Origin of the sequence: Mycobacterium sp. ITM-2016-00316 (genome assembly GCF_002968335.2) — a bacterium.
GTDB lineage: Bacteria > Actinomycetota > Actinomycetes > Mycobacteriales > Mycobacteriaceae > Mycobacterium.
On the sequence record NZ_CP134398.1, the window covers coordinates 2,161,394 to 2,187,441 of the forward strand.

General features: G+C 67.1%; 19 protein-coding genes. 12 read left to right on the forward strand and 7 right to left on the reverse strand.

Annotated elements, in window-relative coordinates:
• Positions 1–4: 4 nt before the first annotated feature.
• Both C6A86_RS10370 and C6A86_RS10375 read right to left on the reverse strand, forming a co-directional pair.
• Positions 5–1,132, reverse strand: coding sequence for a secretion protein EccK (locus C6A86_RS10370; protein WP_311101104.1), 1,128 nt, complete (start codon positions 1,130–1,132; stop codon positions 5–7).
• A 1,185-nt stretch (positions 1,133–2,317) separates the two neighbouring features.
• A complete protein-coding gene (locus tag C6A86_RS10375) occupies positions 2,318–2,548 on the reverse strand; it encodes a hypothetical protein (RefSeq protein WP_142406878.1) in 231 nt (76 codons plus the stop codon).
• Between the two features lie 1,142 nt (positions 2,549–3,690).
• Here C6A86_RS10375 and C6A86_RS10380 point away from each other — a divergent pair.
• From C6A86_RS10380 to C6A86_RS10395, 4 genes are all read left to right on the forward strand, one after another.
• The gene (locus tag C6A86_RS10380; protein WP_199196056.1) at positions 3,691–4,350 is read left to right on the forward strand and encodes a hypothetical protein; all 660 of its coding nucleotides are present in this window, start codon (positions 3,691–3,693) and stop codon (positions 4,348–4,350) included.
• On the forward strand, positions 4,347–4,928 hold the full coding sequence (locus C6A86_RS10385) for a cytochrome c oxidase subunit 3 (protein ID WP_105361730.1): 582 nt from the start codon (positions 4,347–4,349) through the stop codon (positions 4,926–4,928). The genes C6A86_RS10380 and C6A86_RS10385 overlap by 4 nt, the downstream gene beginning before the upstream one ends.
• Positions 4,928–5,197, forward strand: coding sequence for a cytochrome C oxidase subunit IV family protein (locus C6A86_RS10390; protein WP_105361731.1), 270 nt, complete (start codon positions 4,928–4,930; stop codon positions 5,195–5,197). The genes C6A86_RS10385 and C6A86_RS10390 overlap by 1 nt, the downstream gene beginning before the upstream one ends.
• Positions 5,198–5,344: 147 nt before the next feature.
• Entirely contained in the window at positions 5,345–7,033 is a 1,689-nt protein-coding gene (locus C6A86_RS10395; RefSeq protein ID WP_105361732.1) for an HNH endonuclease signature motif containing protein, read from the forward strand.
• Here C6A86_RS10395 and fni read toward each other — a convergent pair.
• Positions 7,030–8,067, reverse strand: a complete 1,038-nt coding sequence (gene fni, locus C6A86_RS10400; RefSeq protein ID WP_105361733.1) for a type 2 isopentenyl-diphosphate Delta-isomerase — start codon at positions 8,065–8,067, stop codon at positions 7,030–7,032. The two genes, C6A86_RS10395 and fni, sit on opposite strands and share 4 nt — an antisense overlap.
• Before the next feature lie 113 nt (positions 8,068–8,180).
• Between fni and ftsY the strand changes: the two genes are divergently transcribed.
• From ftsY to C6A86_RS10420, 4 genes are all read left to right on the forward strand, one after another.
• Positions 8,181–9,527 carry a signal recognition particle-docking protein FtsY gene (gene ftsY, locus C6A86_RS10405; RefSeq protein WP_311101105.1) on the forward strand — a complete coding sequence of 449 codons (1,347 nt, stop codon included), beginning with the start codon at positions 8,181–8,183 and terminating at the stop codon, positions 9,525–9,527.
• Between the two features lie 275 nt (positions 9,528–9,802).
• Entirely contained in the window at positions 9,803–11,047 is a 1,245-nt protein-coding gene (locus tag C6A86_RS10410; protein ID WP_233212826.1) for an ammonium transporter, read from the forward strand.
• A 39-nt stretch (positions 11,048–11,086) separates the two neighbouring features.
• Positions 11,087–11,425: a P-II family nitrogen regulator gene (locus C6A86_RS10415; protein WP_019511304.1), complete on the forward strand. Its 339-nt coding sequence runs from the start codon at positions 11,087–11,089 to the stop codon at positions 11,423–11,425.
• A gap of 65 nt (positions 11,426–11,490) precedes the next feature.
• Positions 11,491–13,989: a [protein-PII] uridylyltransferase gene (locus C6A86_RS10420; RefSeq protein WP_311101106.1), complete on the forward strand. Its 2,499-nt coding sequence runs from the start codon at positions 11,491–11,493 to the stop codon at positions 13,987–13,989.
• A gap of 1 nt (position 13,990) precedes the next feature.
• On the opposite strand, the gene C6A86_RS10425 is transcribed toward C6A86_RS10420, so the two are convergent.
• Positions 13,991–16,174, reverse strand: a complete 2,184-nt coding sequence (locus C6A86_RS10425; protein WP_105363800.1) for a molybdopterin-dependent oxidoreductase — start codon at positions 16,172–16,174, stop codon at positions 13,991–13,993.
• Positions 16,175–16,265: 91 nt separating this feature from the next.
• Here C6A86_RS10425 and ffh point away from each other — a divergent pair, with 91 nt between their 5' ends.
• Both ffh and C6A86_RS10435 read left to right on the forward strand, forming a co-directional pair.
• Positions 16,266–17,825 carry a signal recognition particle protein gene (gene ffh, locus C6A86_RS10430; RefSeq protein ID WP_105363801.1) on the forward strand — a complete coding sequence of 520 codons (1,560 nt, stop codon included), beginning with the start codon at positions 16,266–16,268 and terminating at the stop codon, positions 17,823–17,825.
• 2 nt (positions 17,826–17,827) lie between these two features.
• Entirely contained in the window at positions 17,828–18,895 is a 1,068-nt protein-coding gene (locus C6A86_RS10435; protein WP_105363802.1) for an amidohydrolase family protein, read from the forward strand.
• Position 18,896: 1 nt separating this feature from the next.
• Here C6A86_RS10435 and C6A86_RS10440 read toward each other — a convergent pair whose 3' ends face one another.
• From C6A86_RS10440 to C6A86_RS10450, 3 genes are all read right to left on the reverse strand, one after another.
• A complete protein-coding gene (locus C6A86_RS10440) occupies positions 18,897–20,510 on the reverse strand; it encodes a sulfite reductase flavoprotein subunit alpha (RefSeq protein WP_105363803.1) in 1,614 nt (537 codons plus the stop codon).
• Between the two features lie 90 nt (positions 20,511–20,600).
• Positions 20,601–21,416 (reverse strand): D-alanyl-D-alanine carboxypeptidase family protein, encoded by an 816-nt coding sequence (locus C6A86_RS10445; RefSeq protein ID WP_105363804.1) that lies wholly within the window; start codon positions 21,414–21,416, stop codon positions 20,601–20,603.
• A gap of 105 nt (positions 21,417–21,521) precedes the next feature.
• Positions 21,522–22,397 (reverse strand): D-alanyl-D-alanine carboxypeptidase family protein, encoded by an 876-nt coding sequence (locus C6A86_RS10450; RefSeq protein WP_105363805.1) that lies wholly within the window; start codon positions 22,395–22,397, stop codon positions 21,522–21,524.
• 113 nt (positions 22,398–22,510) lie between these two features.
• Here C6A86_RS10450 and C6A86_RS10455 point away from each other — a divergent pair, with 113 nt between their 5' ends.
• Positions 22,511–24,313 (forward strand): N-acetylglutaminylglutamine amidotransferase, encoded by a 1,803-nt coding sequence (locus C6A86_RS10455; RefSeq protein ID WP_105363806.1) that lies wholly within the window; start codon positions 22,511–22,513, stop codon positions 24,311–24,313.
• On the forward strand, positions 24,310–26,028 hold the full coding sequence (gene ngg, locus C6A86_RS10460; protein WP_105363807.1) for an N-acetylglutaminylglutamine synthetase: 1,719 nt from the start codon (positions 24,310–24,312) through the stop codon (positions 26,026–26,028). Before C6A86_RS10455 ends, ngg begins: the two co-directional genes overlap by 4 nt.
• Positions 26,029–26,048: the final 20 nt, after the last annotated feature.

Genomic DNA, 26,048 nt, shown 5'->3' on the forward strand with positions numbered 1-26,048 from the left:
CCGATCAGCTCACCATTGCGGCGAGCGCGTCGGTGCTGAGCACGCTGATGTGTTGCCAGTAAATCCATTCCGCGATGGCGGCCCTCTGCAGTTCGGCGTCTTGCGCGGTGTGGGCGCGGAACAGCGCGACGTCCTGCAGATGGTCGGCGTAGGCGACCATCGCCTTGAGGTGTGCGCCGGCACGGTCGGGGTTGGCGCTGAGCAGTGGTTTGCAGACCTCCAGCAGCAGGTTGATCCTGTTGTCGGCGGGCGGGGTGTTGTCGGCGGGGGCCGGCGGCAGCAGTTCGGTCAACCCGCTGGCACTGATACCTGCAAGCTTGGTGGCGACTTCTGGCGCGATGACTTCTAACCGGTTGCGGCCCTGCATCTTTCCGCTGGGCGGCATGTCCTCGGCCGTGATGATATCCCGCGCGGCGCCGAGGTCGAAGCCCTTGAGGTTTTCTTCGGTGCCGGCCACGGCCTGCAGTGTGACGTCGTGGTGGCGGGCCCATTCCTGCACCGCCAGTAGGGGATAGGTGGCCCAGGTGCCGCGAGTCTGGGCGGGGATCGTTTCGTCCGCGGTGACCATGCGGACCTGTTCGGGCAGGTGTACGTGTTCGGGGATGTAGGCCAGGCCGTAGTTGTTGGCGGTCAGGATCTGGCCATCGGAGGTGATGGCGGTGATCCAGAACAGGCTGGGGTCGGTGATGTCGACGTTGAGGGCGGCGGCTATGTGGCGGGCGTGTTGGCGGGCAGTGGGTCCCTTGTGGCGCAGCGCGCCGGCGGTGGCGGCGTTGGCGATGGCGTCGCGTTCGGCACGGGCGGCCGAGATCGGTACCGGCGCTGCGGCTCCGCCGGCGGCGCCCTGGTTGGTGGAGGCTGGGGCGACGGCGGGGCCGACGGGTCCTGCGCCGGGCGAGACGGGTGCTGCGGGTGCCGGGGTGGACGGGTTTCCCAGCGGCATGGGTGGGGCGCCGGTGGGTGCGGCGGGCGCCGGTGGTGCAGTGGGGGTCGGGGCGCTGGTCACCGGCGTGCTGTGGTTGGTGGCTGCGGCCGGTGCCGTGGAGCCGGTGGTGTCGGCCTGCTGGTAGACCGGTGCGACCGGCTGAGCCGCCGGTGCTGCGGGGCCGAGCGGTGTCTGGTTGAGCGGCATCGGGTTGGCGTTCGCGGCCTTGGTGGCGTCGGTGAAGCCCTTCTGGAAGTCCTGCTGCGGAGTGCTGACCGGTGCGGGGCCGGAACCTTGCCCTGGGCCGGCTGTTGCTGCGGGTGCTTGGGGTCCGCCCCCGCCTGTTCCGCCGGTTGGGCTTTGGGTGCCGCCGATGCTGGGGCCGGTGCTTGAGACTGGCGAAGTCGGTTGGGCCACGGATGACGCGGCCGGAAAGGTCGGCCCGTTGGGTGAAGACAGGGAGGGAGTCGGTGTCGGTGTTGATGGCGTAGTTGACGCCCCTGTCTGTACTTGGGTGGTGCGGCCAAAGTCAGGAGGTGGCGACACTCCGACCGGCGGCTTCGTCGGGTTCGGCGGGATTGCTGGCAGCCCTCCCTGTGATTCGGTTGACCGACCGACGGCCGGGGCCACTTGATCGGCGGGCGCCGGCGACTGTCGACCCGGTTCGGCCGGTTGTTCTGCTGCCGGCTCCTGCGGGTTGGCGACAACTCCAAGCTGAGATTCGCTAGATCGCCCTATTGCGGGGCCTGAAGACGGTGTCGTAGTCGGAGCCATATTGGAGACGCCATTGGAGGGTGACCGTGCCTGGGTTGCATTTGGAGCTGGCGTTGCACCTGACGGGGGAGTGCGAGTGAGCTGGTCCAGTGCTGTTTTGTACTGTTCGTCAGTCATCGTCGCGCCAGGAAATGAAGCGCGTGACGCAGCATTCTCGACATCGGACACGTTAGCGGAGTGCGCGCCTTGAATGATGTCTTCAATCGCTGACTGGCGAGCTTCAGGATTGAGACTAGTTCCCTCCAGTTTAGCGATCTCCGCTTCAGCTGAAACGACTCTGTTGAAAATAGAAATCTTAGTTGCCAATATTGTGTCAAAAGTACTGCTCAACCAAGAGATCGCTTTGACAATATTGGCTTGCTGACCTGTCGTCTCCGAGATTATTCGCTGAATTGCAGATAGGCCAGAATTGGCGCCACTTCCCGACCATATATTCCCGGCTGATAACTCAGATTGCTCGTGTAACCACGCTTCTAGCTGGTGGGTCATGTTCTGAAGAACCGAGGTAAGTCTAGACGCGCGGTCTAAAAACTCCTGCTCGTCGGTGTCTGGCCAACCTCCAGGCATGAGCATCCGATCGGTGTGTCTACCGGTCGGCCTAGCGAACCCCATCCGTCATCAACTTCCCACTGCGGCGCACGCGTTGAAGACCATCAGATATCCGAGCGTTCCAACCGATGACAGGTAGCTGTCCGCTGATGTGTAGCTTGGAATTGCCTGGACGTAGGCTAGGAAATACTGCGAGGAAAGCCTTGCAAAATCCGCTACCAAAGCATTGCCGCTTTGCGCCCCCAAGGCTTGGGTGTCTTCAGCGAAACCTGTCATGATGGGCGATACAGATTCCATCATGTTGCGATGGTCCGGTGTCCAGTCACTTGCCGGGTCAGTTGCGTCCCATTCGCGCCATGCTGTCGAGTCTGCCTCGAATCTCTTTACCAGCTGCGACCATTCAGCGCAGAATTCCGATTCCGAGGCTCCGATAAAGGTCTCTGGTGATTCTAAGGGCCTAGGCGGGGCCGCCGAGCCTGCAGCGGGGTTACTAGAATTTACCAGCGGTCGCCGAGCTGCTGCAGCGCCATTGTCGATGGCCCCGCAGATGGATGTGATTGAGTCGGAGGTGTCACTCGCCGTAACTGCCAAGGAATTGTTGATCGGTGTATACGTTGGAATTGCATCCGCGTATGCGCGCCAGTACGCGACTGATTGTTCGTACAATTCACGCATGATTCGGTGCGGCGTTAGCTTTGCGAGTCCGAGCGTTTGGTCGGCCGCACGGCGCATAGCATCTGCGGTTGCTTCATGAAGCTGTCTGTCGGCGGCATTCCACGACGAGCTAGGGACGGCGTAGTTTCGCTTGTCCCAACCCTGTCTCTGCTGATTGGCGAGAGTGCTAATAATCGGCCGCCATGGCTCACACGTCGGATCCTCGGTAATGATCGAAACCGGCCCAGTGTCGTTCGCGCTCGCAATCTCACCGGCTGCCGGCGGGTTTCCGTTGGCAGCCTGCGTGGTCCCGCCCCCGCCATCCCGCGTGAAAAGCAGTGTGGCGCCTACGGATATGGCAATCACTAGTAGCACTGCCACGCCAATCAACAACCACTTCAGGCTGTTGTTTTTGATTGGCGGCTGCGGCGGGCCCCAGCCCTGCTGCGGAGGCCACGCGCCGGATCCGTACGGCGGCTGGCCCTGCCCATAGGGCGGCTGCGGTGGACCCCAATTACCTGGTGGCGGTGGATTCGTCACTGGCGCCACCCCTGATAATCGCGCGCCGTCACCGATCCACCCCCGTTGCCGTCGAACATCCCTCAACCGATGCTAGCCACATGGCCCGAATGCCAGTTTAAGTGAGCCGGTGCGCACTCCAGTGCACTTCTTTCACCGCAGTACCACTACAAGTTATGTCAAAAATGTCAAAACAAGAGATTGCAAACGGTAACGTCCCACCTGTGGAGCTGACCTTGCAACGCATCGGCGCCTGGTGCGGAACCATCATGATCATCTTGTACGGCACAAGCTTTTCCGGTATTGCTCAACTCTTCCCGCCACTGTCACCGGCATCCTCACCCGACGAGATCGCCGCGTTCTTCGTCGAGCACAAGCTCTGGATCCGGTTCGGCGTCTCGGGCGCGTTGCTCAGCGCGGTCCTCGCACTGCCGTTCCTGGCCGCGATCATCCTGCGCATCCGGCGAGTCGAGGGCCACTGGGGCATGCTCTCGATGACCCAGCTGATGGCCGCCACCGTCTTCGTGCCGGCCCTGCTGTTCCCGCAGTTCTTCCTCGGCGTCGCCGCCTACCGCCCCGAGGAACGCTCCGCCGAACTCACCCAGGCCCTCAACGACGTCTTCTGGCTGTGGTTTATCGGCATCGTCGGCACCATCATCATCCAGAACCTCACCTTGGCCGCCGCGGCGTTCATCGACAAGACCGACCCACCGACCTTTCCGCGCTGGTACGGCTACCTCAACCTGTGGGTCGCGACGCTGTCGCTGCCGGGCTGCGTCGTGGTCGTCTTCAACGACGGACCGCTGGCCTGGGACGGTATCTTCGCTTTCTACATCCCCGGTCTCGTCCTGGTGGTGTGGCTGTTCTCCACAACCGCGGTGATGCTCAAGTCGATCAAGGCCGAACAACAGGCCCTGCAGCCCGCGTGACAGCGCCAGCAGCGCCGCCACACCAGAAGCGAATCCCCGGCGAAAGCGGCACCTGGGTTTTCCTGTTCGGCGACATGCTCGTCTTCGGCGCCTTCTTCGTGACGTTCCTCGTCGAACGCGCCAAAGCCCCAGAGATCTTCGACGCCGCCCGCACCACCCTGCACATCGGTATCGGCGTCATCAATACCCTTGTGCTGCTTACGAGTTCGCTCTGCGTGGTACTCGCTCTCAACGCGATGCGCGCGGGCCAGGGCCGGCTCGCCACCAAGGCCACCGCCGCGGCGATGGCCTTCGGCATCCTGTTCATCGCACTCAAGGTCTACGAATACACCTCGTTGGGCATCGCCGGGCACGGCCCGGGCGCCAACGACTTCTACCTGTACTACTTCATCCTCACCGGGCTACACCTGTTCCATGTGTGCCTCGGCCTCGGCGCGCTGTCCTTCGTCCTTACCCAAACTCGGCGAGCCGAACTCGGCGACACCCGCACCGCACTCGTCGAGGGCGCCGCTTGCTTCTGGCACCTGGTCGACCTGCTGTGGATCTTCCTGTTCGCGCTGCTCTACCTGGTGAGCTGATGATCGTCCTCAACCTGCTGAAGAACCGCGCCGGCGCCAGCTGGTTGTTCCTGGTCGCCGCGACGATCGTGTCCTGGGCCGTCGGCGCCGAACACGGCACCGGCTCCCTGGTCGCCGTCCTGGTCCTGGGCATCGCCGCGATCAAGGTGCGCCTCGTTGGCCTGGACTTCATGGAGCTGCGGCACGCCCCGATTCCGTTGCGGGCTGCGTTCGAGGCGTATTGCCTCGGGATGTGGGCGCTGCTGTCCGCGCTCTACCTCTGGCTCTGAACCTGGATCGTCTCGAGGCAATGTGGGGGGCGGGTTCCCGGCGGCGTTGGCCCCGCTGGCCCGCTGCCTTTGTCGGCCTCAAATCAGTTATCCACAGCCTGGAAAATCCTGCTGTCAATGTCCGACCCCGCCGGTAGTATCGCACATATGTTCGAGGTTTTGGATCGGGTCGCACTCGCCGGGTTGAGCGATGAGGCGCTCATCTGCGCGGTCACGACCATGACCAAGACTGAGGCTATGGCGGCCGCGGCGCGGCTGGCATTGATCGGCGAAGTGGTCGCCCGCCAGTGTGACGACGAGGACGACACCGTTGCCCATCAGGTGATCGATGGCTGGGCGTGGGCCCAAGCCGCGGTCGCGGCGGCCTGCAACCTGAATCCGTACGCGGCGTCCAAGCAGATGCGCATCGCCCAAGCGTTGCGTGACCGGCTACCCCGCACCGCGGCCCTGTTCGCCACCGGTGCGATCTCGGCGACGGTGATCGATGCGATCACTTGGCGCACGCATCTGGTCGTCGACGAGGACGCGCTGGTGTTGATCGACACCGCCATCTCCGGCGAAGCGGGCGAGTATGGGGCGCATTCGGAGAAGCAACTGATCGGCGCGGTGGATCTGTGGGTGGAGAAGTTCGACCCCGAAGCCGTGGTGCGCTCCCGGCGGGCCGCCAAAGATCTCTACGTCGAATTCGACGACAAGGATGACCCGAACGGGGTGGCCTCGTTCTGGGGGCGGCTGCGGATTACCGACAAGAAGATCCTCGAACAGCGCCTCAACGACCTCGCCGACACCGTCTGCACCAATGATCCCCGCCGCCGCGGCGAACTGCGTGCCGCCGCCCTGGCCGCGTTGGGTGTGGTCGGCCCGGCCCTGGAACGCCTGGCCTGTGAGTGCGGGGATGCCGGCTGTGCGGGCAGCGGGAAGGATCCGCGCGCCGGCGCGATCACCATCTATGCGCTGACCGACCAGGTGCCGGCCGCGGGTGAGGACACCCTGCGGCAGACCGCGCCGGGTGGTGCGGGCACTCCGGACTCCGAGCCCGCCGCGACCGAGGCTGCGCCAGAGAAAGAGGAGCAGACACCGGCCGCGGAATCCGAACCCGCTGCGCCCGAGCGCGAGCCGCAGACACCGGCCGCGGAGTCCGAACCCGACGCGCCGGCTGCCCGCACCGAACCCGCGGCGCCCGCCGCGGCTGCGGCCAACGCCTGCCCCGCGACTCCCGCGGCCTGCAATCCCGGCCCCGGGGTGATGCTCGATGGCGACATCATCCCGGCCGCCATGCTGGCCGAGCTCGTCGCCGGCGGCGCCACCGTGAAGCCGCTATCGGAGATCGCTGACCTGCCCGCCGAACGGCAGTACCGGCCGTCGGCCGCGCTGACCGCGTTCGTCCGCATGCGGGCCATGACCTGCAGCTTCCCCGGCTGCAACCGGGCCGCACACCGCTGCGACCTCGACCACCTGACGCCGTGGCCGGCGGGAGCCACCCATCCGGGCAACCTCGGGCCGCTGTGCCGTCTGCACCATTTGGTCAAGACTTTCGGTGGTTGGGAACCGGCCGCGAAACCCGACGGCAGCATCCACTGGACTGCGCCCACCGGGCACAGCTACCAGAAAGCCCCCGGGGCGGCAATCCTGTTCCCGCACTGGAACATTGACACACCGATCCCCCGAAAACGGGCGATCAGCCTCATCGACGACACCGACCGCGACACCAAGATGCCGGCCCGACAACGCACCCGCGCCCAAGACCGCGCCCAGCGCATCAACACCGAACGCGCACGCAACCAACTCGAACGCGCCCTCGAACTCGCAGAGAGCGACAGCGACCCGCCCTTCTAGCGTGCTCTAACCGGGTCGACACCCACGGCACGCAACGCCGCCAGATCGGGCGTCCCGCACCCGTGCAGACAGACCCGCAGCTCAGAAATGAAGCGCTCCAACCATTCCTGAACGGCCGCCGCCGACTCGATGGCCGGCACCAGCAGCGGATGCGCCACCGCCACCACATCGGCGCCCAGCGCGATCGCCTTCGCCGCGTCCATCCCGGTGCGGATCCCGCCGGAGGCCACCAGCGGCACCCTCGGTAGCGCCGAACGCACCTCGACCAGCGCCTGCGCCGTCGGCAGGCCCCACTCGGCCAGGCCCAGATCGGTGATCCCGCCGTAGCGCACGAACTGCTCCACCCGCGCCCACGACGTCCCGCCGGCACCAGCCACGTCGACCGCGGCCACCCCGACATCGGTCAACGACCTCGCCGCGGCCGCCCCGATCCCATGCCCGACCTCCTTGAGCAGCACCGGATACCCGACTGTGTCGATCACCTCGCGCAGTCGGGCCAGCGACCCGGTGAAATCGGTGTCACCCTGGTACTGCACCGCCTCCTGTAGCGGATTGGTATGCACCGCAAGGGCATTGGCGTCCACAGTTGCCAGGGCGCGGCGCAGTTCGGGCACCATTGCACGGTTCAGTTGGGCCAGCCCGATATTGCCTACCAGCAACACATCGGGTGCGACCTCCCGCACCTGGAAGCTGGGCAGCGACTCCTCGCCGAGCATCACCCGCTGCGAACCCAACATCATGCCCACACCCAGCGCCTGCGCCGCGGTGGCCAGATTGCGGTTGATGGTGCCCGAGAGCTCCGACCCGCCGGTCATCGCACCGATCAGCACCGGCGCCTGCAACGGCACCCCCAGAAACTCCGTGCCCAGGTCGATGCCGGCCAGGCTGGTCTGGGTCAGCGCGTTGTAGGGCAGCCGGTAGCGCTCCAGGCCCGTGGTGACGGTCTGATACTGGACGGCCTCGGACAGGCAGACATCGATGTGACGCCGCTTGCGCACCTGAATGCGGTCATCGAAACCGGGGCCGATGGTCACCAGCCCGAGACTGCCACATCCGGACGCCTCGCCTCGATGAGATGCCGAGTGGAATGCGCACGGCGACCAGGTGCTCGAACATGGCAGCCAGTGTCGCCTGAGACAATGGCCGGGTGTCAGATGCCTTATGGATCGCGATTGCGGTCGTAGCCGTCCTGCTTGTCACCGCGCTGGTCGTCGGGCTGGTGCGCTACCGCAAGCGGCGGATCTCCCTGTCCGCGCCGGACACCACCACTCAGATCGACAAGTCGGGTGGCTATAAGGCCTCATCGGGCATCACGTTCAGCGGGCCGGACACCACGGAGGCCGAGAAGGTCGACCCCACCGGGCTGCCCGGGGTGGGCGACGACGCCGCCGTGCCGCGCGACGCCCCCAAGCGCACCATCGCCGAAGTCAAACTGCCCGAGCCGCCCGTCGTCGAGCCGCCCAAGCCGGAGCCGACCCCGGAGCCGACCCCGGAGCCCACCCCGGAGCCGACCCCCGAGCCGGAGCCCACTCCCGAGCCCGAACCGGTCGCAACCCCCGAGATCGAGGCGATCGCCCCGGCCGAGGGCCGGCTGGAACGCCTGCGCGGGCGCCTGGCCAAATCGCAGAGCACCCTGGGCCGCGGCGTGCTCGGCCTGCTCGGCGGCGGCGACCTCGACGAGGAGTCCTGGGAGGAGATCGAGGACACCCTGCTGATCGCCGACCTCGGACCGGTCGTCACCCAGAACGTCATCGCCGCGCTGCGCGCCAAGATGGCCAGCGCCTCCGTGCGCACCGAGGCCGACGCCCGCACGGTGCTCAAGGAGGTGCTGATCTCCGAGCTGCGCCCCGACCTGGACCGCTCCATCCGTGCGCTGCCGCACGATGACAAGCCCTCGGTCCTGCTGGTCGTCGGCGTCAACGGCACCGGCAAGACCACCACCGTCGGCAAGCTGGCCCGCGTCCTGGTCGCCGACGGGCGCCGCGTCGTGCTGGGCGCCGCGGACACCTTCCGCGCCGCCGCCGCCGATCAGCTGCAGAGCTGGGGTTCCCGCGTCGGCGCCGACACCGTCCGCGGCCCCGAGGGCGCCGACCCCGCCTCGGTCGCATTCGACGCCGTCGACAAGGGCATCCAGAACGGCGCCGACGTCGTCGTCATCGACACCGCCGGACGCCTGCACACCAAAACCGGCCTGATGGACGAGCTCGGCAAGGTCAAACGTGTCGTGGAGAAGCGCGCCAAGGTCGACGAGGTGCTGCTCGTCCTGGACGCCACCATCGGGCAGAACAGCCTGCCGCAGGCCAAGGTGTTCGCCGAGGTTGTCGCCATCACCGGAGTGGTGCTCACCAAGCTCGACGGCACTGCCAAGGGCGGTATCGTTTTCCGCATTCAGCAGGAGCTCGGTGTCCCGGTGAAGCTGGTCGGGCTCGGCGAAGGACCCGACGATCTGGCGCCGTTCGAGCCCGCCGCATTCGTCGATGCGCTCCTCGGATAGCCGTTTGGCAACGCAGAAACACACGTGTAACAGACAAGGCCAATCCGTTCACGCGCGCGAAACATCTGTGAACCACGGATGAAACGCGCGCAAAAGAGTCTCTTCGGGAGGCCGATTCATCGGCGAAATCCCGAGGAGGTTCACACAAAGTGGTCTTTGCCTTAAGCGACGTCGTCACGGCTTTGCCGGACGATAGTTTCCTGCCGTTCGGCCCGGATGGATTGGACACCGGTAACACCGCCTGGGTCCTCATCTCGGCAGCCCTGGTGTTGTTCATGACGCCCGGCCTCGCCTTCTTCTACGGTGGTCTGTCACGGCAGAAGTCCGTGCTGAACATGATGATGATGTCGTTCGGCTCGCTGGGCGTGGTCAGCGTCATCTATGTGCTGTGGGGCTACTCGATGTCCTTCTCCGCGGGACACACCGGTGAGCAGCCCGGGCTGTTCTTCGACAGCCCGTTCGCGTTGTTCGGCGTGAACCAGCTCGCCGAGGTCCGCGAGATCGACGGCGTCGAGACCTTCGTCTACGGCGGCTTCGGCACCGTTCCGGCCATCGTCTGGGTCGCCTTCCAGCTGACCTTCGCCGTCATCACCGTCGCGCTGATCAGCGGCGCGGTCGCCGAGCGCATGAAGTTCGGCACCTGGCTGGTCTTCGGCGGCCTCTGGGTCACCATCGTGTACTTCCCGCTGTCGCACATGGTCTGGGGCGGTGGCCTGCTCTCGGCCAGCGACCAGGGCCTGGCGGCCAAGCTGTTCGGTGTCGACGAGGAAGGTGCGGCCAACGTCGCACCCATCGACTTCGCCGGTGGCACAGTCGTTCACATCAACGCCGGTATGGCCGCACTGGTTCTCGCGCTGCTGCTGGGTAAGCGGGTCGGCTTCGGCAAGACCGCTTTCCGTCCGCACAACATCCCGTTCGTGATGCTCGGTGCCGCGATCCTGTGGTTCGGCTGGTTCGGCTTCAACGTCGGCTCCGAGGGTGGCGCCGACATGCTGGCCGGTCTGGTCTGGGTCAACACCACCGCCGCCACCGCCGCCGCGATGCTCGGCTGGCTGATCGTGGAGCGTCTGCGTGACGGCCACGCCACCAGCGTGGGTGCCGCTTCCGGTGTGGTCGCCGGTCTGGTCGCCATCACCCCGGCCTGTGGCAACCTGACCCCGGTCTGGTCGCTGGTCGTCGGTGCGATCGCGGGTGTGTTGTCGGCCTTGGCAATCGGCCTGAAGTACAAGTTCGGCTACGACGATTCGCTCGACGTCGTCGGCGTGCACCTCGTTGCCGGCCTGTGGGGCACCGTCGCGCTGGGCTTCTTCGCCACCGACGCCGGCCTGTTCGTCGGCGGCGACTACAAGCAGCTGGTCGTCCAGATCGTGATCGCCGGGGTGGCGCTGCTGTTCACCGCCGTGCTCACGACCATCATCGCCTTCGCGGTCAAGCCACTAGGCTGGCGAGTCAGCAAGGAAGACGAAGACACCGGTATCGATGAGACCGAGCACGCAGAAACCGCTTATGAACTCGCATGATCGGGAACAATTGACTGAGTCCTGGAAGGAATCGACTAAATGAAACTGATCACTGCGATCGTCAAACCGTTCACTCTCGAAGACGTCAAGACGGGCCTGGAGCAGACGGGCATCCTCGGAATGACCGTCAGCGAGGTGCAGGGCTACGGACGCCAGAAGGGGCACACCGAGGTCTACCGGGGCGCCGAATACTCGGTGGACTTCGTGCCGAAGGTCCGTGTCGAGGTCGTCGTCGACGACTCCGCCGTGGACAAGGTGGTGGACGTCATCGTGCAGGCGGCCCGCACCGGAAAGATCGGTGACGGCAAGGTGTGGGTGAGCCCCGTGGAGACCGTCGTGCGCGTGCGCACCGGTGAGCGGGGAGTCGACGCGCTCTAGCCAGTTCAAGGGTCGTTTCCCGGCCAAATATGACCGTTCGAATGTAGGGCCGGGGGAGGACCGAAATGACTGATCAGACACCAGATCCCGCTGCCGGCGCTTCCCGATGGGAAGCGCCGGCAGCGGGATCGCCGCGTCCGGCCACCGATCTGGCCAAGGCGTCCAAGCAACTGCTCGACGTCGGTGGCAAGCAACTGGATTCGGCCGCACTCCGGGACGCGCTGCTGGATCTCAACGAATTCTGGTTGTCCACCAAGGCAGCCGAGATCGGGATCACCGCCACCAGCGGGTTCGCCATCGTCGCCACCGGTGGCCTGGGTCGAGGCGAGCTGCTGCCGTACTCCGACCTGGATCTCATGCTGTTGCACGACAACATGCCGGCCGAGGCCGTCAGCCGGGTCGCCGAACTGCTCTGGTACCCGCTGTGGGATGCCAACATCCACATCGACCACAGCGTGCGCACCGTCCCCGAGGCGCTGAAGGTGGCCGGTGAGGACATCTCCGCCGGAATGGCCATGCTCGATGCCCGCCACATCGCCGGGGACGCCGAACTGTCCGCGCTGCTGACCGGCGGCGCGCGACGCCAGTGGCGGATCGGAATCGCTTCGCGCTACGAGGAACTCGTCGCGCACACCCAGGCCCGCTGGGAGCGCAGCGGGCAGATCGCGCACCGCGCCGAACCCGACCTCAAGAACGGCCGCGGCGGCCTGCGCGACGTGCAGCTGCTCAACGGCCTGGCCATCGCCCAACTCGCGGACGTCTACCCGAGCCGGCTGCTGGCCTCACCCACCGGCACCCTCGGCGAGGCACACCTGTCGCTGCTCAACGTCCGCACCGAACTGCACCGCGTCTCCAAGCGGGGCCGCGAACAGGTGCTGGCCCAGTACGCCGACGAGATCGGCGCGGCCCTGCGCATCGGGGACCGCTTCGATCTGGCCCGCACCATCTCCGATGCGGCCCGCACCATCAGCTACTACGTCGACGCCGGCATCCGCACCGCGGGGAATGCCCTGCCGCGCCGCGGATTTGCCGCATTGCGCCGCCCCGCCCGCAGACCGCTGGACGAGGGCGTCATCGAGTTCAACGGTGAGGTGATCCTGGCTCGCGACGCGAAACCCGAACGCGATCCGGGCCTGATCCTGCGGGTGGCCGCCGCCTCGGCCACCACTGCGCTGCCGATCGCCGCGTCCACACTGAGCCGGTTGGCCGGAGCCGCACCCGAACTGCGCACCCCGTGGCCGCGCGAGGCGCTCAAGGACCTGCTGGTGCTGCTGTCGGCGGGGCCGGCGGCGGTGAACACCGTGGAGGCACTGGACCGCACCGGGCTGTGGGGCCGGTTGTTCCCCGAGTGGGGAGCGGTGCGCGACCTGCCGCCCCGCGATGTCGTGCACATCTGGACCGTCGACCGTCATCTGGTCGAAACCGTCTCCCGGGCAAGCGCATTCACCACCCGCGTGTCTCGGCCTGACCTGCTGGTGCTCGGTGCGCTGGTGCACGACATCGGCAAGGGGCGCGGTGGCGATCACAGCGTCATCGGCGCCGAACTGGCCACCCAGATCGGCACCCGGCTGGGCCTGTGGCCCTCCGATGTCGAGGTGCTGTCGAAGATCGTGCGCTACCACCTGCTGTTGCCCGACACCGCCACCCGCCGAGACTTACAGGATCCCAAGACCATTGCCACCGTGGTCGATGCCCTCGGCGGCGACTACCAGCTGCTGGAACTGCTACACGTGCTGGCCGAGGCGGACTCGCTGGCCACCGGTCCCGGGGTCTGGGGTGATTGGAAGTCCTCGCTCATCGGCGATCTGGTGCGCCGGTGCCGGCTGGTGATGGCCGGGGAACCGTTGCCCACACCGGACCCCATCGACCCCCGCTACCTGGAGTTGGCCGCCGGCGGGGTGGTTCACGTCGAGATGGTGCCCGGCGAAGGCCCGCACATCCACAACGTCACGATGATCGCGCCGGATCGACGCGGTCTGCTGTCCAAGGCGGCGGGTGTGCTGGCGCTCAATGCCCTTCGGGTGCACTCGGCCTCGGTCAACAGCCGCGACGGCGTGGCCATCAACACCTTCGCGGTCTCACCGCATTTCGGGACACCACCGGCCGCCGAACTGCTGCGCCAGCAGTTCATCCTCGCCCTGGACGGTCAGCTCGACGTCATCGAGACCCTCGAGCGCCGCGACCTGGAAAGCGCGGCCGCCGCTCCGCACCGGGCGGGGGAGACCCCGGCCTCGGTGCCGGTCAACCACACCATCGCCCCGCCGCGCATCCTGTGGACCGACGGCGGCGCCCCCGGTGAGTTCTTCGTCCAGGTCCGCGCGACCGACCGGCCCGGTCTGCTGTCCCGGCTGACCGCCGTCATCGAACGCGACGGCCTGGACATCAACTGGGCGAAGGTCACCACACTGGGGTCGGTGGTGATCGACGTCTTCAGCATCACGGTGCCCGCGCTGGCCGCCGGTGGGGACGCCGCCAAGATCGCCGAGGCCCGTGCCGAACTGGAACGTGATCTGTACGCCATGCTGCCCGCGCCGCCGCCGAAGAAGGTGTCCGAAGCGAGTTGACTCAGGGCGTGGTCACGGTCACCCAGGTGTTGTTCACCGCCGCCGTGCCGGTGAAGGTGTCCACCTGATCGGGGTCGTGCAGATCGTTGACGTTGGCGCCGGGCAGCGTGTTGGCGTGCTGCCACCCGGTGTCGCGGTGGCCCCAACCGTGCGGCACGGCCACCGTGCCCACCCGCATCTCGTCGCTGATGTCCAGCGGGATGTCGATGTGCCCGATCTCCGAGGTGACGCGCACGGTGTCGCCTTGGGCCAGGCCGCGGGCGACCGCGTCATCGGGATGCATCAGCACCGTGCAGATGTTCTGTCCACCCGTCATCGACGGCACGTTGTGCAGCCAGGAGTTGTTGCTGCGCAGATTCCGTCGGCCGATCAGCTGCAGCCGACCGGCACCGGGCTCCTCGCCCGGGGTGGCCAGTCGGGCCGCGGCGTCGGCGATGAACTCCTCCGGTGCCAGGTGTACCCGGCGATCCGAGGTGGCCAGCACCTTGCCCAGCCGGGGCTGCAGCGGGCCCAGATCGATCCCGCCGGCACTGTGGCGCAGCGCCTTCATGGTGATGCCCTTGCGGCCGCGACGCAGTCGCCCGTACGGGCCGGTGGCCAATGCGGCGGCGGTGACCCGCAGTGGGTTGGCGAAGGCAATGAACTTCTCCCGCAGCGGTGCGGCGAACTGGCGCAGCGGGGCCGGGAGCAGTTCGAAGGTCAACCGGCTCAGGATCTCCCAGTCCTCCAGGGCGCCGATCGCCGGCTCGAAGCTGCGGTGCTGATAACGAATGTTGTTGCGCACGCTGAAGATGGTGGTGAGCAGGCCGACGTCCTCGCGTTCCAGCGGGGATACCGGTGGCAGGATGAAATCGGCGTGCCGGGTGGTTTCGGTGATGTACATGTCCACTGCCACATACAGATCCAGCTGCGCCAGGCCCTCGGCGAGCCGGCCTTTCTGCGGGATCGAGGACACCGGATTGCCGGCGTAGGTGATCATCGCCCGGATCTTGCCCGGGCCCTCGGTGAGGATCTCGTCGGCCATCGCCACCGCGGGCAGTTCGGCGCGGAACGCCTTGTACCGGCCGGAGCGGTCGGTCCACAGGCCGTGCCCGACCGGGATGAACTTGGCCAGCCGCGGTACGTCGACGATCGGCGTGGAGAACATCGTGCCGCCCGGCCGGTCCAGGTTTCCGGTGACCGTGTTGATCACCATGACCAGCCAGCTCACCAACGTGCCGGTCTCCTGCTGGCAGATGCCGATGCGGGCGTAGATCGCCGCCGATTCGGCGGCGGCGTGCTCGCGGGCCAGCGTCCGTATCTCGTCGGCATCGACACCCGCGCGGGTGGCCATGGCCTCGGGGGTGGCGTGGGCCACCAGGTCGGCGAGTTCGCGCCGTCCGCTCGCCACCTTGTCCAGGGACGCCGTGTCGCAGAGGTTCTCGTTGATGAGCACATGCAGCATGCCCATCAGCAGGTAGATGTCGCCGCCCGGGCGTACCGCGACGTGCTGGTCGGCCAGCCGGGAGGTCTCGGTGCGGCGGGGGTCGATGACCACGACCTTTCCGCCGCGGTCCCGGACCGCCTTGATGCGCCGTTTGGCGCCGGGCATGATCGACAGCGAACCGTTGGACACCGCCGGGTTCGCCCCCAGGATGACCAGCCGCTGGGTGCGGTCGATATCGGTGATCGGCACCAGGACGTTGGACCCGAACACCCGCCACGCGGCGTACTCGTGCGGCATCTGGTCGATGGACGAGGCCGAGTAGAAGTTCGGGGTGAGCAGCGCGATGCGCAAGGCGAGTCCGTACATGGCCCCGGAACTGTGCGCAGCCGGGTTGCCCAGGTACATGCCGAGCGCGCGCACGCCGTGCCTGCGGCGGACACGCCGCAGTCGGGTGCCGATCTCGGTGAAGGCCTCGGCCCAACTCACCGGTTCGAAGGAATCCCCGACGCGTCGCATCGGGGTGCGCAGCCGGTCCGGATCGTGGTGCAGGCCGCCCATCGCGGTGGCCTTGGGACAGATGTAGCCCTTGGAGAACACATCGTCTGGGTTGCCGGTGATGCGGCTGACCTGGTCATCGGTGACGGTGACGTGGATGCCGCAGTGCGCCTCGCACAGCGTGCACTGGCTGATGTGCGTCACACTCATCGGTTCGTCGAGGTTGCCGCGCACCTCGGGGAGGGGGACGTCGATCGCTGTCATGGGGGCCTCCGGCCAAATCTGTCATCGTGCGTTGACAGATTAGCGTCAGCGGGCCGCTTCGGGCCAGAACTTCGACCGTTAGGCTTATCGGGTGTTTGAATCGCTCTCTGACCGGTTGACCGGTGCACTGCAGGGCCTGCGCGCCCGGGGTCGGCTGACCGACGCCGATATCGACGCCACCGCGCGGGAGATCCGGCTCGCCCTGCTGGAAGCCGACGTCTCGCTGCCCGTGGTGCGCGCGTTCGTCAACCGCATCAAGGAACGCTCCAAGGGCGCCGAGGTCTCTGCCGCGCTCAACCCGGCCCAGCAGGTCGTCAAGATCGTCAACGAGGAACTCGTCGGCATCCTCGGCGGGGAGACCCGACAACTGGCCTTCGCCAGGAACCCGCCGACGGTGATCATGCTCGCCGGTCTGCAGGGTTCCGGTAAGACGACGCTGGCGGGCAAGCTGGCGCGCTGGCTCAAGGCGCAGGGGCACACCCCGCTGCTGGTGGCCTGTGACCTACAGCGCCCCGGCGCGGTGCGCCAGCTGCAGATCGTCGGCGAGCGCGCCGGTGTCGCGGTGTTCGCACCACACCCCGGGGTCTCACCCGACGGCGTGACCATCGACCAGATGACCAGCGGCGACCCGGTCTCGGTGGCCACCGCGGGGCTGGCCGAAGCCAAGTCCAAGCACTACGACGTCGTCATCGTCGACACCGCGGGCCGCCTCGGTATCGACGAGGAGCTGATGAGCCAGGCTGCGGCCATCCGCGACGCCGTCACGCCCGACGAGACGCTGTTCGTGCTCGACGCCATGATCGGTCAGGACGCCGTCACCACCGCCGAGGCCTTCGGCGCCGGGGTCGGCTTCACCGGCGTCGTGCTCACCAAGCTCGACGGTGACGCCCGCGGTGGTGCCGCGCTGTCGGTGCGCGAGATCACCGGCGTGCCGATCCTTTTCGCCTCCAGCGGCGAGAAGCTCGAAGACTTCGACGTCTTCCATCCCGACCGGATGGCCGGCCGCATCCTCGGCATGGGCGATGTGCTCTCGCTCATCGAACAGGCCGAACAGCACTTCGACGCCGAGCAGGCCGAGGCGGCCGCCGCCAAGATCGGCTCCGGCGAGCTGACCCTGGAGGACTTCCTCGAGCAGATGCTGGCCATCCGCAAGATGGGTCCGATCGGGAACCTGCTGGGCATGCTGCCCGGCGCCGGGCAGATGAAGGACGCACTGGCCGCCGTCGACGACAGTCAACTCGATCGCGTGCAGGCCATCATCCGTGGCATGACGCCCGCCGAGCGGGCCGACCCGAAGATCATCAACGGCTCGCGCCGGCTGCGCATCGCCAACGGTTCCGGTGTCTCGGTGGGCGAGGTCAATCAGCTTGTCGACCGCTTCTTCGAGGCCCGCAAGATGATGTCCCAGATGGCAGGCCAGATGGGAATGCCATTCGGGCGCAAGAGCTCCCCGCGCAAGGCCGGCAAGGGCAAGAACAAGCAGGCCGGTAAGAAGAAGGGCCGGGGGCCGACGCCGCCGAAGAATCAAATGGGCGCAGGCCTGCCCGCCGGGTTCCCGGATCTGACCGGGATGCCCAAGGGCCTCGACGAGTTGCCGCCCGGCCTGGCCAATATCGACCTGTCCAAGCTGAAGTTCCCTGGACAGAACTAGACATGGAGGCGCTGCATCTTCGCGGCCGGGCGCTGCCCGACGGTGAGGAGGTGCAGTGGTGGATCGAGCAGGGCACGCTGTCTGCCGAGCCGATCGCCAACGCCGACACCGTCTTTGACGGCGGATGGATCATCCCCGGGCTGGTCGATGCGCACTGCCACGTGGGGCTCGGGCCCGACGGGGCGACCAGTTTCGACGAAGCGATCGGCCAGGCCGAAGCCGAACGCGACGCCGGCGCCCTGCTACTGCGAGACGCCGGCTCCCCGGTCGACACCCGCAGCCTGGATGACCGCGACGACCTGCCGCGCATCATCCGCGCCGGCAGGCACCTGGCCCGGCCCAAACGCTATATGCCCGGCCTGCCGATCGACATCGAGGACGAAACACAGCTGCCGGCCTATGTCGCCGAGCAGGCGCGCTGGGGCGACGGCTGGGTGAAGCTCGTCGGCGACTGGATCGACAGGGGAGTGGGCGACCTGGCCCCGCTGTGGTCCGATGAGGTGCTGGTCGAGGCCATCGCGGCCGCGCACGCGAACGGAGCGCGCGTCACCGCGCACGTGTTCGGCGAGGACGCGCTGCCCGGGCTGATCAACGCCGGCATCGACTGCATCGAGCACGGCACCGGGATCACCGACGACACCATCGAGCTGATGCTGGCGCACGGCACCGCGCTGGTGCCCACGCTGATCAACATCGACAACTTCCCGGGCATCGCCGACGCTGCCGGCAAGTACCCGACCTACGCCAGGCACATGCGCGACCTGTACGCGTCCTGCAGACAGCGCGTCGGCGCCGCCCATGAGGCGGGGGTGCCGATCTACGCGGGCACCGACGCGGGCGGGATGGTCGCCCACGGTCGCATCGGTGATGAGATCGAGGCACTCAAGGGCGTCGGGATGAGCCCGACCGAGGCGCTGGGCGCGGCAAGCTGGGATGCCCGGGCCTGGCTGGGGCGCCCGGCGCTGGAACACGGTGCGTCGGCGGATCTGCTGTGCTTCGCCGCGGACCCGCGCGAGGTCGGGGTGGGCGACCCGGACCTGGTGATTCTGCGCGGCCGGGTCTGGAAGTAGCTCAGTAAACGTCGCGCACGTAGCGGTGGCTCTTGATCATGTCGTTGACGTAGGCGTGTGCGGCCGCGGCATCCACGCCGCCGACCCGGGCGATGACGTCGTGCAACGCGGCGTCCACATCCTTGGCCATCCGGTCGGCGTCCCCGCACACGTAGACGTGCGCGCCGTCGCGCAGCCAGCTGTAAAACTCTTCGGAGTTCTCCTGAATGCGTTGCTGCACATACACCTTGGCGTCCTGATCGCGCGAGAAAGCCAGGTCCAGTCGGGTCAGCACCCCGGAAGAGACGAACTCCTCCAGTTCCTCGCCGTACAGGTAGTCGGTCGCGCGGCGGCGGTCTCCGAAGAACAGCCACGACCGTCCTGTCGCTGCACTGGCCTTGCGCTCCTGCAGGAACGCGCGGAACGGCGCGATACCGGTGCCGGGGCCGATCATGATGATCGGTACATCGCCGGCGGGCAGTCGGAAGTGGTTGTTGGGCCGCAGATGCACCAGCAGTTTCTCGCAGCGGTCGGCTAGGTAGGTCGACGCGACACCGCCGTGCCGGCGCCCCTGCACGTCGTAGCGCACGCTGGCCACGGTCAGATGCACGTTGTCGGGGTGCACCAGTGGGCTGGAGGCGATCGAGTAGTCGCGGAACTGTAGCGGGCGCAGCGTGTCGATGACCTCGTCGACGTTGAGGTCGGCCAAGCCGATGATGTCCAGTACGTCCTTGCCGTAGAGCCAGGAGCCCTCGGTGCCGCCATGGGTGTCCCCGGACCGCAGGATCTCGGCGACCTCCTCATCGGCGGTACGCGACGCAGCCAGACTCAGCAGCGCGCGTGACGGCGTGCGGATCTCGAAGTGTTCGGTGAGCAGCGCGCCCAGCGGCTGGTCATGGCCACTGACCGCGTAGCCGGCGCCGACCCCGAGTCCGGACAGCAGCGCGTCGACCAGTGCCGGATCGTTGGTGGCGTGCACCGCGATGGAATCGCCTGCGTGATAAGTGATCCCGGTACCGGTGAGGTCCACTTCGAAATGCCGGACCTCTTTGTCGGAGTCGGTCGAATTGAGCCACCGGTTGACGGCCAGCCGCGCGACGACAGGAACGTTGCGTTCGCGGGGTTCGGCGCGTTCGGGGGCCGGGGCCGCCGAGTCCTCCGAGGCTTCTCCCTCACCCTGCTCGGCGGTCAGCTGCTTGACCAGTTCGGCGGTCCACGCCTTGGCCGGGTCCTCATAGAAGCCGTCGACGTCCACCCGGTCGGTCATCCGCTTGGCGCCCAGTTCCTCCAGGCGCTGATCGAGTAGCCGGCCGGCATTGCAGAACAACTCATACGAGCTGTCGCCGAGGGCCAGGACCGCGAAGCTGAGGTGCTCGAGGCGTTCGGTGTCGGCGCTGATCGCCTCCCAGAACAGGGTCGCCGAATCGGGGAACTCGCCCTCGCCGAAGGTGGATACCACCGTGATGAAGTGGGTGGCGTTCTGCAGTTCGGAGACCTCGACCTGGTTCAGTTCCACCGCTTCGACCTCGATGCCGATGGCCGCGACGGCCTCGGCGAACGTCATCGCGGCATCTTCGGAGTTCCCCATATCGGTGCCGAAGGCGACGATGAGTGAGAGATCAGCCTGGCCGGACACGTTGCCCCCTTGGTCACGCGCAGGACGGGTGTCCGGCGCTCAAATTAGGGTGACCTTACTTGGTTGGGGGCGGTTGTGGGGAGCTCCCCCTCAGGGTTGGCTGAATCCCCAGTCCAAAAGGCTGATCGCCTGGTCGTACAGGTCACCGGTTCCGTACATCTGTACCACAACGAGGCGCCGGTTCCCGCGTTGCGCGGCCCCGACGTACGTTTTGCGGGCCCGGTTGGTGAAACCCGTCTTCCCGCCCAGATCGCCGGGATATCGCGTCAGCAGTTCGTTCTGGTTGGACAGTGTCTTGCCGGGAAAAGGCGCGGACTGCGCCCGCATGATCTGCGCGATCAGCGGATACCGCAGCGCGGCGCGGAAGATGACGGCCAGGTCGTGCGGGGTGGTGATCGACTCCCAGCCGGGGCCGTCCAGCCCGGACGGCGACGATGCCTTGGTGCCGCGTGCGCCGACGCCGGCGGCCTTGCGGTTCATCGCGGCGACCGCCGCCCGCTGGCCGCCCAACATATCGGCCAGCATGTTCGCGGAGTCGTTGCCCGACACCATGAGTAGCGCGCTGAGCAACTGCGTCACCGTGTAGGGCTGCCCCGGCTTCAGTCCGACACAAGAACATTCGACCTTCGTATGTGAGGCATTGGCGCGGGCGAAGTTGTCGGGCCGAAGATTGTCGAGCACCACCATCGCCAGCAACACCTTGATGGTGCTGGCCGGGGCGTAGGACCCGCCTGGATCCTTGGCGGCCAGAACCGCGCCGGTGTCCAGGTCGGCCAGCAGGTACGCCTTGGCTGGCCCGTTGGTGAACGATTGCGCGCCAATGGGTTCCACGGTGGGTGCGGCCTGTGCGGGCGCCGCGATGACCGTGCTGAGGGCGAGCGCGGTCGCCGCGAGCAGATGTCGCACTGTGTTTCTTCCCGTCGCTCCGCTGGCGCTACGCTCGCCCAGGATCCCGACCCTATGGCGGGCAGGACTCGTTACGTGCGCGGAACGGTCTCCGTCCGGTCTCGACTAGAGCGCCCCGACGCCTGCCGACCGGTCCTGGGCGAACCCCCAGTCCAGCAACGCCGACGCCTGATCCCAGTACGTCGGGCCACCCTCACGGACCAATCCGAACATCAGCGCGACCACCAGGCGCCGACCGTCGCGCTGGGCGGCGCCGACAAAGGTCTTGCGGGCCAGGTCGGTGAATCCGGTCTTGCCGCCCAGCATGCCGGGGTAGCGACCCAACAGTTCGTCCTGATTGACCAGCACCCGATCGCCGGCCTTGCCGGGGAACACTGCCGTCGGCTGTGCGGTGATCTGGGCGAACACCGGATTGGCCATCGCCGCCCGGAACATGACCGCCAGGTCGTGCGGCGAGGACCACATATCGATGCCGGGACCGTCGATACCGGACGGGCTGCCGGCCACCGTGGCATGCGCACCCACCAGTGCGGCCTTCGCGTTCATCTGCGCCACCGCCGCCTGCTGACCGCCGAGCATGGTCGCCAACGTGTTTGCCGCGTCGTTGCCCGACACCAGCAACAGGCCCTCCAACAACTGGCGCACCGAGTAGGTGTGCCCGGCGGTCACCCCGGCGCAATTGCACTCCACCCGGGTGTCGGCCTCGTTGGCGATCACCGTCGCATCCAGGGGTAGCTCGTCGAGCACCACCATGGCCAACAGCACCTTGATGGTGCTGGCCGGGGCGTACCGCCCGTACCCGTCCTTCGAGGCCAGCACCGCGCCGCTGTCCATGTCCGCGATCACCCACGCCTGCGCAGGTCCCTCCGGTATCGGCACCGAGCCCAGGGGTTGATCGACGCCCAGCTCGGCGCCGGCCGTGCCGGTCCCGACGGAGCAGAGCAACACGACGGAGATGAGACCGGCTACGAGCCTTCGCATGGGGTGTGAGCCTAACGACCTTTCTGCACCAGAGGTTTGGCGAGAGCACGCAGAGGTAACGTAAGACCAGCGCGAACCAGAGTGGCCGAACACCATCGAGGGGGACGAAAAGAATGTGCGGCATCGCCGGCGAGGTTGCTCGCGGCCGGTCGGCAGACCTAGGGGCCATCGCCAAAATGGCCGAATCGATGGTGCCGCGAGGTCCGGACAGCGGAGGCTTCTGGGCCCAGGACGGGATCGCCTTCGGCCATCGCCGGTTGGCGATCATCGACCTCTCCAGCCACGGGCAGCAGCCGATGCACGATCCCGATCTCGGGCTCACCGTGGCCTTCAACGGCTGCATCTACAACTACCCGCAGCTCCGCCAGGAGCTGATCGCCAAGGGCTACCGGTTCTTCTCGCACAGCGACACCGAAGTCGTGCTCAAGGGGTACCGCGAGTGGGGCGAACGGGTGGTCGAGCACCTGTTCGGGATGTTCGCCTTCGCGGTCACCGAGGTCGACTCCGGCCGGGTACTGCTGGCCCGCGACCGGCTCGGCATCAAGCCGCTGTACTGGACCGAGGTCTCCGATGCCCTGCGCTTCGCGTCCTCGCTTCCGGCGCTGGTGGCCGCGGGCGGAGTGGACGCCGAGATCGATCCCGTTGCCCTGCACCACTATCTGAGCTTCCACTCGGTGGTGCCCGCGCCGCATACCATCCTTCGCGGCGTGCACAAACTGCCCCCGGGCACCCTGATGCGCATCGAGCCGGACGGCACCCGCACCCAGCACACCTACTGGGAGCCCATCTTCGAGCGCTCCGCGGAGCGGGCCGACTGGTCGGAGAACGAATGGGAAGAGGCGATCCTCGCCTCCCTTCGCACCGCGGTCGAACGGCGACTCGTCGCCGACGTGCCGGTGGGCTGCCTGCTCTCCGGCGGCTTGGACTCCAGTCTGATCGTCGGGCTGCTCGCCGAGGCCGGCCAGCACGGACTGGCGACCTTCTCCATCGGCTTCGAGGCCGCCGGCGGGGAAGAGGGGGACGAGTTCAAGTACTCCGATGTCATCGCCCGCCACTACGGCACCGACCACCATCAGATCCGGATCGACACCGCGCGCATGCTGCCGGCGCTGTCCGGGGCGATCGGCGCCATGAGCGAGCCGATGGTGAGCCACGACTGCGTGGCGTTCTATCTGCTCTCCCAGGAGGTCAGTAAGCACGTCAAGGTGGTGCAGTCCGGGCAGGGCGCCGACGAGATCTTCGCCGGTTATCACTGGTATCCGCCGATGGCGCACGCCGCCGATGCCGATCCGCGCGCCGCGCTGGCCAGCTATCGGCAGGCCTTCTTCGACCGCGACCACACCGCGCTGAACACCATGGTGGCGCCGGCCTGGCGCCTCGACGCCGATATCGCGGGCGATTACGTGCTCGAGCACTTCGCCCACCCCGGTGCGGCCACCGCGACCGACCGTGCGCTGCGCCTGGACACCACGGTGATGCTGGTCGACGACCCGGTCAAGCGCGTGGACAACATGACCATGGCCTGGGGTCTGGAGGGCCGGGTGCCGTTCCTGGACCACGAGCTCGTCGAACTCGCGGCCACCTGCCCGCCCTCCCTCAAGACCGCCCACGACGGCAAGGGTGTGCTGAAAGAGGCCGCCCGCAAGGTCATTCCGCATGAGGTGATCGACCGCCCCAAGGGCTACTTCCCGGTGCCGGCGCTCAAGCACCTCGCCGGGCCCTACCTGGACCTGGTGCGCGACGCGCTGCACAGCGACGGGGCACGTGCGCGCGGACTGTTCAACCCGACCGAGGTCGACCGCCTGCTCGCCGAACCGAATGGTCACCTGACCCCACTGCGGGGTAACCCGCTGTGGCAACTCGGGCTGCTGGAACTGTGGCTGGCGCATCACGTGGACGGGGTCGCGACGAGATGACCCCGGAAGAGAGCAGCGGATCCAAGGAGGTCATCCAGGACCTCGGCTGGGGTCGGCTGGTCTTCGGGCAGACATTCGACGATCCGGGTCAGCTGGGCACCGCGCTGCGTGCCGAGGCCAGTGGGCGTCGGGACATCGGGATGTACCTGGAGGCGCCACATGTCTTCGTGGCGCTCAACCCGCAGGACTTCTTCATCGATCCCAGCTTCACCTATCGCCTGGATCTCACCGAGCCGCTGGCCTACCGCCCGCCGGAGTTGCCCGGCGTCTCGGTGCGGCCGGTGCAGACTATGGCCGACTGCGCCGCCATCAATGAGATCTACGTGCAGTGCCGGATGGTGCCCGCCGATATCGACCTGATGTGGCACAACAGCCAGTCCGAGCCGCACATGATCTACCTGGTGGCCGTGGAGGACGACACCGGCATCGTGGTCGGCACGGTCACCGGGATCGATCACCACCAGTTGTTCGACGACCCGGAGAACGGCTCCTCGCTGTGGTGCCTGGCGGTCAGCCCGACCCTGTGCCGGCCCGGAGCGGGTGGTCTGCTGGTGCGCTCGCTGGTCGAGGAGTTCATCCGGCGCGGCCGCGCCCAGATGGATCTTTCTGTGCTGCACGACAATGCCGCGGCCATCGCGCTGTATGAGCGGATGGGTTTCGAGCGCGTCCCCGAACTCGGCGTCAAGCGCAAGAACGCGATCAACGAGCGTCTGTTCGCGCCGGCGCAGGCCGAGGAGGAACTCGCCCAGCTGAACCCGTACGCGCGGATCATTGCCGACGAGGCCGTGCTGCGCGGCATCGCGGTACAGATACTCGACGCCCAGGCCGGATACATGCAACTCACCCACGGCGGCACCACGGTCATCACCCGGGAGTCGCTGTCCGAGCTCACCAACGCTGTCGCCATGAGCCGCTGCGATGACAAACGAATCGCCCGCAAGGTGGTCGCCGAAGCGGGGGTGCGGGTGCCCAGAGGTATCACCGCGACCTTTGGCGAGGAGGACCAGCGCTTTCTCGCCACGGTGGGTTCGGTCGTGGTCAAGCCCGCCCGCGGCGAGCAGGGTGCCGGTATCACCGTGGGCGTCACCCGGCACGACGAGCTGGACCGTGCGTTGCAGCTGGCCAACAAACATTGCCCTGAGGTGCTGATCGAAGAGCGTTGTGAGGGTGAGGATCTGCGGATCGTGGTGATCAACGGCAAGGTGATCGCTGCCGCGCTGCGCCGCCCGGCGGAGATCATCGGTACCGGCAAGCACACCATCGCCCAGCTCATCGAGGCGCAGAGCCGTCGCCGCTCCGGAGCCACTCAGGGCGAGTCGAAGATCCCGATGGACTCCGTCACCGAGGACACCGTGCGCGATGCCGGTTGGGACATGGACGAGGTGCTGCCGGCCAACGAGCACCTGGTGGTGCGCCGCACCGCGAATCTGCACACCGGCGGCACCATCGTCGATGTGACCGACGACCTGAACCCGACACTGGCGAAGGTCGCGGTGGATGCGGCGGACGCCATCGGCATCCCGGTCACCGGTATCGACCTCATCGTGCCCTCGGTGAAGGGCGAAGAGTATGTTTTCATCGAAGCCAACGAGCGCCCCGGCCTTGCCAATCACGAACCCCGGCCCACCGCACAGGCTTTCGTTGACCTTCTCTTCCCCCGTACCGCTGCCACGCCATGGGCGTGGCACCCCGACCCAGTGGAGCCGCCTCAGTGAGTGCCGGAACAACCGCACAG